Source organism: Lactiplantibacillus nangangensis (assembly GCF_005405065.1).
In the GTDB taxonomy this organism is placed as follows: domain Bacteria; phylum Bacillota; class Bacilli; order Lactobacillales; family Lactobacillaceae; genus Lactiplantibacillus; species Lactiplantibacillus nangangensis.
Map to the genome: position 1 here is coordinate 1 of NZ_BJDI01000028.1, position 9,185 is coordinate 9,185.

Annotated in this window: 8 protein-coding genes; 7 read left to right on the forward strand and 1 reads right to left on the reverse strand. The window is 43.3% G+C overall.

The genetic code is table 11. The features are described from left to right. Positions 1 to 117: 117 nt before the first annotated feature. Positions 118 to 996, reverse strand: a complete 879-nt coding sequence (locus tag FFM70_RS13605) for a LysR family transcriptional regulator (RefSeq protein ID WP_137617382.1) — start codon at positions 994 to 996, stop codon at positions 118 to 120. A gap of 122 nt (positions 997 to 1,118) precedes the next feature. Here FFM70_RS13605 and FFM70_RS13610 point away from each other — a divergent pair, with 122 nt between their 5' ends. The 7 genes from FFM70_RS13610 (at position 1,119) to FFM70_RS13640 (ending at position 9,047) form a co-directional block, all read left to right on the forward strand. Then, positions 1,119 to 1,718 carry a sugar O-acetyltransferase gene (locus tag FFM70_RS13610; protein ID WP_223877508.1) on the forward strand — a complete coding sequence of 200 codons (600 nt, stop codon included), beginning with the start codon at positions 1,119 to 1,121 and terminating at the stop codon, positions 1,716 to 1,718. Then, on the forward strand, positions 1,705 to 2,448 hold the full coding sequence (locus tag FFM70_RS13615; protein ID WP_137617383.1) for an SDR family oxidoreductase: 744 nt from the start codon (positions 1,705 to 1,707) through the stop codon (positions 2,446 to 2,448). The genes FFM70_RS13610 and FFM70_RS13615 overlap by 14 nt, the downstream gene beginning before the upstream one ends. Before the next feature lie 296 nt (positions 2,449 to 2,744). After that, entirely contained in the window at positions 2,745 to 3,518 is a 774-nt protein-coding gene (locus FFM70_RS13620) for a matrixin family metalloprotease (protein WP_137617384.1), read from the forward strand. 274 nt (positions 3,519 to 3,792) lie between these two features. Continuing rightward, entirely contained in the window at positions 3,793 to 6,351 is a 2,559-nt protein-coding gene (locus tag FFM70_RS13625; protein WP_171002385.1) for a BspA family leucine-rich repeat surface protein, read from the forward strand. A 573-nt stretch (positions 6,352 to 6,924) separates the two neighbouring features. After that, positions 6,925 to 7,515: a WxL domain-containing protein gene (locus tag FFM70_RS13630; RefSeq protein ID WP_137617386.1), complete on the forward strand. Its 591-nt coding sequence runs from the start codon at positions 6,925 to 6,927 to the stop codon at positions 7,513 to 7,515. A 129-nt stretch (positions 7,516 to 7,644) separates the two neighbouring features. After that, a complete protein-coding gene (locus tag FFM70_RS13635) occupies positions 7,645 to 8,652 on the forward strand; it encodes a WxLIP family cell surface protein (RefSeq protein WP_137617389.1) in 1,008 nt (335 codons plus the stop codon). Between the two features lie 176 nt (positions 8,653 to 8,828). After that, positions 8,829 to 9,047 (forward strand): P8 family protein, encoded by a 219-nt coding sequence (locus tag FFM70_RS13640; RefSeq protein WP_137617387.1) that lies wholly within the window; start codon positions 8,829 to 8,831, stop codon positions 9,045 to 9,047. Positions 9,048 to 9,185 lie beyond the last annotated feature (138 nt).

The window sequence follows — 9,185 nt, forward strand, 5'->3', positions numbered from 1 at the left end:
TAGGCATAATAAAATCCCCTTAAGATTGATAGATGAATTATAGTTTTTCATCTGTCAACCTTAAGGGGACTATAGCAATTTGTAAGCAAGCGCCTTTTTATCATGTTTGCAGGTATTTTAGTGATCTTCAACATTAGTTTTTAGCTGGTTCAGAAATGCAATGGCTGCTTCGGATAGCGGGCGACCCTTGAGCCAAACTAAACTTGCCTTTGAATCAATCGGGGGTGCTAAGGGAACGAAGGTTAATCCCGTATGACTGGTATTAATAATATTATCCAGGCAGAGCGCCGCACCAACGCCAGCGTTGACTAGAATCGATGCATTATAAAGTAAGTTATATGTCGAAATCACGTGAAAGTCGTCGGTAGTGTGACCGAGCCAGTTTTCGAAAAGCTCATTGATGCCATTTTGTTGCGGGGTAATGAGATCGATTTTGGTCAACTCGGCCGCACTGATGGTAGTCTGACGGGCTAGCGGGGAACTATTTGGCAATAGTAATCCCCAACGACTCGCGCCGGGTAAGCGCAGAAAATGATAGCGTTGATCCATCAAGGGCGTCATCACAATAGCAAAATCGAAGACGCCGGTTTGAAGGCGTTCTGTGGCGGTATTGCCGTCAGTACTGAATAAGTTGACTTGAATGCCAGGGTGTTCGTGTTTCAACGTGTTGATCGTTTGTCCAACGGTTGTCATCATTTGTGATTCGCCGCAGCCAATTAACACTGTGCCGCTGATCGTTTTGGTCTGGTGGATATTGGTTACTGTCTTATCGACAAGCGCCATGATTTGGCGGGCTTGGTTTGCCAAATAAAGGCCATCTGAGGTGAGCTGAATCTCGCGACTGCCACGCTCAAAAAGTGGGACCCCCAGTTCATCTTCCAGTGCTTGTAGCTGTCGTGAGACTGTGGGTTGTGAAACGTGCAGTTGACGGGCAGCACGACTAATATTCTTAGCATTGACGACGGTTAAAAAGTAGTTTAAAACGCGTAGTTCCATGTAATCCACTCCTTATATAACTTATCTGTATAGTTTACCATTTAACATAAGCATTAGACATATATTAATCACGCCCTTATACTGGATTTTGTTAATTACAAGGGAAAGTCGAGGCCGTGCAGATGTTAACGAAAGTTCAAGCAACTTTACAAGCCGTATTAAATGGTGAGCCCGTTTCGGTAATGACACCAACTTGGGCGATTATCGAGCAAACGACTTATAAAAATAAGCGCTTGTTAGCAAAATATAATCAGTTTAATGAAACTGAGGCGGGTCAGCGCGCACTGTTAAATCAAGTTCTTCCGCAACCATTAGCGGAGAGTAGCAACCTTTCAGTGCCATTTCACAGTGACTTTGGCCGCCATATTTTTATTGGCGAACGGGTCTTTATTAATCAGGATTGCATGTTTACAGATATGGGCGGGATCTATTTGGCGGATGACGTCTTGATTGGCCCCAAAGTCAGTTTGATTACGGTCAATCATTTGGAAGATCCACGCTATCGGCGACAAGTCCACCCGCAAGCCATTCATATTGAGCAGGGGGCTTGGGTCGGTGCTGGTGCGATCGTCTTGCCAGGCATCACGATTGGGGCGCACGCCATTGTAGGGGCGGGTGCCGTTGTGACGAAGGATGTGCCAGCGGATACGGTTGTTGTTGGCAATCCCGCCCGACCATTACGCAAGATTAAATTGGCCGAAAATCATTATGATCAAAAATAAAGTTGTTGTGATCACTGGCGCTTCTAGTGGCATTGGTGCCACGACTGCGAAACGTTTGGCTGACAAAGGGGCTAAGTTAGTTTTAGGTGCCCGTCGTGAAAGTAAGTTACAAAAACTAGTCGCCAAGATTGAACAAGCAGGCGGTCAAGCGGTTTATCAGGTCACGGATGTTGTTGATCCGGTCGCCAGCCAAAAACTAGTCCAGTTCGCTAAAGACACTTATGGCAAAGTAGACGTTCTCTTTTTGAACGCCGGGCTGATGCCCAACTCACCATTAGCGGAGCTTAAAACGGACGAGTGGAATCGCATGGTAGACGTTAACATTAAAGGGGTCTTGAATGGGATCGCGGCGATTCTACCAACGTTTAAGGCACAAAAAGTGGGTCAGATTATTACCACGTCGTCCGTGGCGGGTCTGAAAGCTTATCCTGGCGGCGCCGTTTATGGCGCAACCAAATGGGCTGTCCGTGATTTAATGGAAGTTTTACGGTTAGAATCAGCGCAAGCCGAAAGCAATATCCGGACGACCACGATTTATCCGGCGGCAATCAAGTCAGAATTATTGGCAACCATTACCGATTCGCAAGTGGCAAAGGGGATGGGCGCCTTATATGACCAATACCAGATTGACCCTGATCGTATCGCGAACATTGTGGCGTTTGCCATTGACCAGCCAGCGGATACGACGATTAGTGAATTTACGGTAGGACCAACGAACCAACCGTGGTAAATGAAATGGCGTAAAATATGAAAATAATTATGGTAATTGGTACTCCTGGTGCCACTACGCATTAGTGGTGACTAGCTAAGCTGGTACTAGGGGTGATGGACGTTGGCTAACGCTGACGTCTTTTTTGTACCGTGAAAAGTGAAACTTAACGGTGTTTCATGTATTTAAAAAGTGTAAAGATTTGAACTAGATTGTAAATTATGGCCAATTAAGGTGTCGATTGTGGTATAACTAAACTCTAACTATTGGTTAATGTTTGATAGTTAGTTATTGTTATCAATAAAGGAGCTTATGCTGTGAAATTTGTTAAACGCTTGTTATGGTCAGTTGCCTTGATCGTAGCAGTTATCTGGGGATTCCAAAATCGGACGACCCTAGTACCAGAAGTACGGGCCGCTGCTGGCTATACCCAGTCAAAGTTAGCTGCCGCTTTATCCGGTCAACTCGGCAGTAAGCAAATGGGAACTGAGGCAGATGACGCGACGATTGGCTCTTCGCGCACAGCGACTCAGCAAGTTGCGCCTAAAACGAGTCGGGCGCAGACGACTCAGTCAACGACTAGTGGGTCGACGACGACCGTGACGCCCACCCCGATTGAATCGATCGTCGAAGATGTTAACTTAGCAAAAACGTACTATTATTACTTTGATTCCGATTTGCCTTCAGCCGGCAGACAAGTTTTTAAGGATGCGATTGCGCAATATAATGCCACGGGATTAGTACACCTCGTTGCCGGAACAGCAGCCAAAGGTGACAACTCGATTGAATTCGCTTTGTATCACAAGAAGATGCCAAAGGGTGAAACGAGTATCGAACTCGGCCAAGGTGGTCCGAAGATCTATTCGCGGGTCAGCTTGCAAGGAACAAGTAGTCATAACCAAGCCAGAGCTAGTTTAAATGGTGATTATACTATGGCTTTCAGTGATGCAGTGGCAGTGCATGAATTAGGGCATGCCCTCGGTCTAGATCACAGTACGGATTTAAAATCAGTCATGTATCCAGTTAGTCAGGGCCAATCGCAATTGACGGCCAGTGATCTGGCGGGGCTGAAATCAATTTATCTAAAATAAAGTTTTAAAGGCGACTGTGGCGGTCGTCTTTTTTTGTACAATTTTATGGCTGAATTATTAAGCAACTTTGCGTACCAAGACTAATTTTAGTAGTCAGGGCTAAGGATAGTGGCCTTGTTAAAACCTATGCTAGTGCCTAACCCTGACCGATTTAAAATGGTAAGTGCGAATATTTGAACAGATAGTTAAACATGTTAATATAACGAGAGCACTATTAATGGCTAAGTGAACTATTATGCGAGTTTGCCGACAAATCAACTGGGGGGTGGCAGCAATGAGACGAAGCTCGCTCATCAATTTTACAATGATTATTTTGACGACCTTAACAATGACAACGCTGCCACTGACAGCTAGTCTGATCTCGGCCAGCGCTCAAACGGCGCTTCCGACGACGACTGTTAAGACCGATGCGGCAACTGATAAAGTTTTGTCAGGCACAAGTAGTATGGAAACAGCTAATGCCGCTCCGGCTGAGGCTAACAGTCCTGACGCAACTTCCGAGGATCCGGCAAGCAGTCAAAGTAGTACTAGTCGTCAGTCAAGTCGTGAGACGACAAGTCAAACATCGAGCTCACAAACTAGTAGTGCTACCAGTGAGCCAACTCGTAACGATAAACCTGAGCAAAAAACGGCCCTAACGAAAGCAGCGACCGTGCTAGCGGATGAAGCGACCATTCCTGAATCATTTGGGACGGTTACTTGGTCACTCAACGACGCTGGTGAGTTACATCTAAGCGGTGGTGATTTTGGTGATAGCCTGAAGCCTTACCAAAATGTGAATATGGTCAGCTACGGGAAGTCGCCTTGGGGGGCTTTAAGCGACTCAATTACGAAAGTGGTTATTGACGGTGAAATTACCGCAGCTCCTGGTGCAAGCTACAATTGTTTGTTTGCAAAGTTAAAATCGGTGACAGCTTATGAAGGACTAGAGAACTTCAATATGACCGGGGTCAAAAATATTACCGCGATGTTTTTCAGTAATACTAGCTTAAAAGCACTATCGGTCGGTAGCTGGGATGTTTCAACCATTACGTTATTCTCGTATGCCTTTTCAGCTTGTACGAGCTTACAAACGATTGATGTGGAAAATTGGAAATTTGAAAGTGCAATAGATTTGACTTATCTCTTTGATCAATGTTCGGCACTCAATGGGATCGACGTCTCAAACTGGATATTTCCAAATGTTTTGCGAATTACGAATCTTTTTTACAAATGTAGTAGTCTAACTTCAATTGATGTTTCCAAGTGGGATACATCTCATGTGAAATATATGGAACGGGTCTTTGCGCTCTGTCCACTGCTTAAAACTATTGATGTTTCCAAGTGGGATGTTAGTAATGTGACGGAAATGTATGCTCTTTTTCAAGGGTGCAAGGGGTTGGAAACACTGCCGATTGACAATTGGGATGTTCGTAAAGTTACGCGACTTGAACAAACTTTTGGCAGCATGGGGACCGCAAACTTGACCTTGAATTTTGACAAGTGGCAGACTGATAGCCTGACCAACGTTAATGAAGCATTCTATAACTGTAATGTTCAACGATTGGATTTACAGAGTTGGAATATCAGCAAGGTCACGGCTTTAAAAGAAGTTTTTGCTTATTCCAAATCGACCGAAATTGAAATTAGCGATTGGGATACAAGTAATGTGACAACGCTTGACAGCTTATTTGCCTATTCGGCTGTGCCAACGGTGGATATCAATACCAACGGGAGTCACTGGAATACAAGCAAGGTGACTAATATGGCGTCAACTTTTGTGCGTAGTCAAATAGCGTCGATCGATCTTTCAGGCTGGGATACGAGCAATGTGACCAAAATGAGTAGTATGTTTGTAGGAGCGCCCATTGAAAAATTGGACCTGAGTCATTTTGACGTCAGCAAAGTTGAGACGACTAGCGGCATGTTTAATAGCATGAAAGAGTTAACTGATCTGAATCTGGATAATTGGGATAACCAAGCGACCACCAATTGGGCGAACATGTTTTACACTTCATATAGCATCAGACATCTTAAGTTGGGACCAAAATTTCGGTTTTATGACACCAATGCTGGCTTAACTGCACCAAATTCAACGCCGCCGTATTTTGGTAAATGGTGTTACGAAGATGGGTCAGATGGTAAATACTATTCATCTGCTGAACTGATGCGGAATTACGATGGTGAGACGATGCCAGCGGGTGACTATTACTGGGCCAAACATGGGACCGTGATCATTAACTATTTAGACAGTGATGGGCAGCAGATTACCCCACCGAAAACCATTTATGGTGAAGTTGGCACCGCATATGAAACCCAGCCGATTACAATCGCAGGTTATGGCGATGTCATCGAGGAACAACCGGAAAATGCGTCGGGAACTTATGCTAAAGATGTGATTAATGTCAATTACCGTTATACCGGGATCGTGTCATTTGCCGCGGTGACGCCGACCATGAGTTTTAAAACGCAAGCGATTACGGCCGGCGAGACCAGTATTCCATTGACATCAGTTGGGTCTGGCATCAGCGTGCAGGATACCCGACGCAGTGGCTCAGAATGGACCGTTACGGCAAAATTGCTCGATGCTGGTTTTGTGAGTGACAGTAGTGGCACTAATCTTGGGGCTAAATTGTACTATCAAAATGGGACCAGTCTGACCGAAATCGGTCAAAATGAGTCCGTACCAATTATGACGCAGACGAGTACCAGTCGTGATCCGGTGACCATTACTGGTGACTGGCTATCAGAAAGTACCGGTCTAAAACTTCAGGTGACTGGTAACCAAGTTCGCGCTGAACAATATACGGGTAAACTTGAATGGGGTCTGACCGAGGGGGTGGCAAATAAGTAGCCCGAATAGAAAAATGTATAACAAGGGTTGGGTCAACTAAAACAAGGATTATTATCGAAACACAAGTAGCATATTGGTTTAAAAAGTCAGCCTTAATGGGGACTGTTTATAGTGATCCCAATTGCTCAATGAGTGGTGAGAAACGGCTAAATGTAAACACATTTATAGATAAATGATTACCTAACCAATAGGAATATAACATAAAAAATAGTTATTTATAATTATTTCGAAAAAATTAGTAAAAGTACTTGAACGTATAGTTAAATATGTTAATATAAAGGCGTGGTTATGAATACAGCATGTTGACTAGTTCAATTAACGAACACAAGTCACAGTTGACACGGCCAAGTGTGTTTTTGCTAAAGATGATAGCGTTCTCTGAAGCAAAGATTTGAAGGGTGCAGGACTGATTGAGATTCAGCGTCTTTATGTATCCAAAAACTGCGGCTGTCAGTTGAATGTTAAAGGTGCTTAAACATCAGGCCAAAACAGCTTATTTCCAGGCTTCATCCAGAGGTTCAGATTTAATTAGTTAAAGTTGAGTAACAGACAAAAAGAAGAGGGGTCAACATCATGAAAAAGATGCTTTTAGGTTTATTGCTTTCTGCAACATTATTAGGTGGTACCGCAGTTACAGCTAATGCAGCTGATGCGGCAACGGGTCAATCTGATGGGACAGTTTCATTTACTGGTGGTGATTTGACCTTGGATGCTACTGGTGCTGGGTTGGATTTTGGGTCCAATAAGATTACTGACCAGAAAGAAACATATAATAACCAAACGGCTAATTCAGGTGTAAAAGTTTCTGATTTACGTGGGACTGGTGCTGGTTGGAGTTTAAGTGTGACGCAACAAGCGCAATTTAAAAATGGTGATACGACGGATGCTAAAGAATTGAAAGGTGCAGCAATCAATTTAAATGGTGTCTTAGACACTAGTAATGTGGCGGGCGGTGCACCAACCTTAATAGCGGATTCAATTCCATTGACACCGACAGCAAGTACGATGATAGCTGGCGCTAAAGCGGACGCTGGCTTAGGAACAACTACTATCGTCTACGATACTTCAACACTAGATGTTCCCCAATCGGCTATCAAGCTAGCTGGTTCGAAATACACGACAACATTGTTTTGGAACTTGGGTGCGACACCAATCAATGATTAAAAATAAGTTGACATTGGGAGAACCAGCATTAACGCATGGTATACTTTGACTAGAGCCGTTTTCCTATAAAATTTGGGGTGATAGAAGTTGTTATCAAAGAGGCTTAAAAGTTTAATTGCGTTAGCGACCATGAGTGTGATGGCGTTCGTTGGGAGTGTTTCCGTGCAAGCTAACAATGTTGGCTTTACGGTGTCACCAGTTGCTTCGTCAAAACAAGTCGATAAACGCGCGTCGTATTTTGACTTGAAACTGAAACCAGGGACAACAGAAGCTGTTTCAGTGAAAGTTAAAAATACGAGCAAAGAAGCCATGACGATCAATACGTCGGTTTCAAAAGCGACCACGAGTATTAGTGGGGCGGTTGATTATCAGAAAGCAGTAGCCAATAAGAGTGTGGATTTACCTGCGGACCTGGGTAAGCTGATTACGACTCCAACTGAAAAAATCCAACTTGCAGGTGGCCAAACTAAGACAATTACTTATCAAATTAAGATGCCATCTGAAAGTTTCAATGGTGTCTTAGCTGGTGGAATTACATTCTTGAAACCAACTGAAAAAGGTAAGTCGAGTGGCGGCATGGCTATCAATAATCAGTATGCTTATACGATTGCGGTCGTTTTACACGGTGATCATGATTTGACCAAGAACGACTTGACCTTGGGCAAGATCAAGGCAAAGTTAGTTAACGCGCGCAATACCATCACGATTCCATTGGAAAATCATACTGCCGCTTTCTTAAATCAAGTTGCGACTAATGTTAAGATTTACAAACGTGGTGGCAGCAAAGTGGTTTATCAACAAAAAACGGCGCATGGTCAAATGGCACCTGATTCAATCTACAAAATGCCATTAAAAGTTGGCGATAAGACCTTGTCGGCGGGAAAATATACCGGGGTCGTCAAGGTCACGTCTAAGAAACAACATTGGACGTTCAAACAGAACTTTGAAATTACCAGCAACGAAGCTAAAAAATTAAATCAAAAAGCGGTCATTACGCAGAAACAAACGCCATGGCTATTGATCATTAGTTTGATCTTGTTAATCTTGCTAATTATCTTGTTATTAATTTGGTATATTCGTCGGAAACAGAAACGAATCAACGAATTGGAACAAGCGTTGAAGGATCAGGGTAAATAGGACAACACTTAAGAATGGGTCTTAGGACTCATTTTTTTTACGCTGAAATGATGTTCATAACCAATGACCAACAGATAAACTGAATTATTTTTGGTTACACGAACAAAAAGTGATCACTCTCCGAAAATTGAACTATAATGTAGTTGTTCCAAATAAAAGAAAGGAAGTTGTTTTTTATGGCTGCAGCAGTTGAAAAGACTAGTATTTTAGATGAATCAATGAGCGACGTATTTGATTGGAGTGACTCCAAGTTACCTGTTCGGGATGCAATTTGGAATCATTTCATGGATGACGACAATCATGATACGACTAAGACGTCTGACGAAGTAGCACCTTACATGAACATGGACGAGGGCAAGTTAAAGGATGCCGTCGAAAAGCTCTTGAAGGCTTAAAACAACTTAATTCTTAAAATTAAATTATTCACACGCTACCAGTTGTGCAGCGTGTTTTTTTGGTTCTAAAATATCTGTTGTTGGTAATCAAAAACTTGATTACTGGCAGCGGATTTTTTCGTATACTGTGAAGAGTGA

What these genes read in the sequence shown, in the direction of transcription:
- FFM70_RS13635 (WP_137617389.1), top strand. Translation starts at nt 7,645, where the DNA reads ATGAGTGTGATGGCGTTCGTTGGGAGTGTTTCCGTGCAAGCTAACAAT.
- FFM70_RS13640 (WP_137617387.1), top strand. Translation starts at nt 8,829, where the DNA reads ATGGCTGCAGCAGTTGAAAAGACTAGTATTTTAGATGAATCAATGAGC.
- FFM70_RS13615 (WP_137617383.1), top strand. Translation starts at nt 1,705, where the DNA reads ATGATCAAAAATAAAGTTGTTGTGATCACTGGCGCTTCTAGTGGCATT.
- FFM70_RS13630 (WP_137617386.1), top strand. Translation starts at nt 6,925, where the DNA reads ATGAAAAAGATGCTTTTAGGTTTATTGCTTTCTGCAACATTATTAGGT.
- FFM70_RS13610 (WP_223877508.1), top strand. Translation starts at nt 1,119, where the DNA reads ATGTTAACGAAAGTTCAAGCAACTTTACAAGCCGTATTAAATGGTGAG.
- FFM70_RS13625 (WP_171002385.1), top strand. Translation starts at nt 3,793, where the DNA reads ATGAGACGAAGCTCGCTCATCAATTTTACAATGATTATTTTGACGACC.
- FFM70_RS13605 (WP_137617382.1), bottom strand. Translation starts at nt 996, where the DNA reads ATGGAACTACGCGTTTTAAACTACTTTTTAACCGTCGTCAATGCTAAG.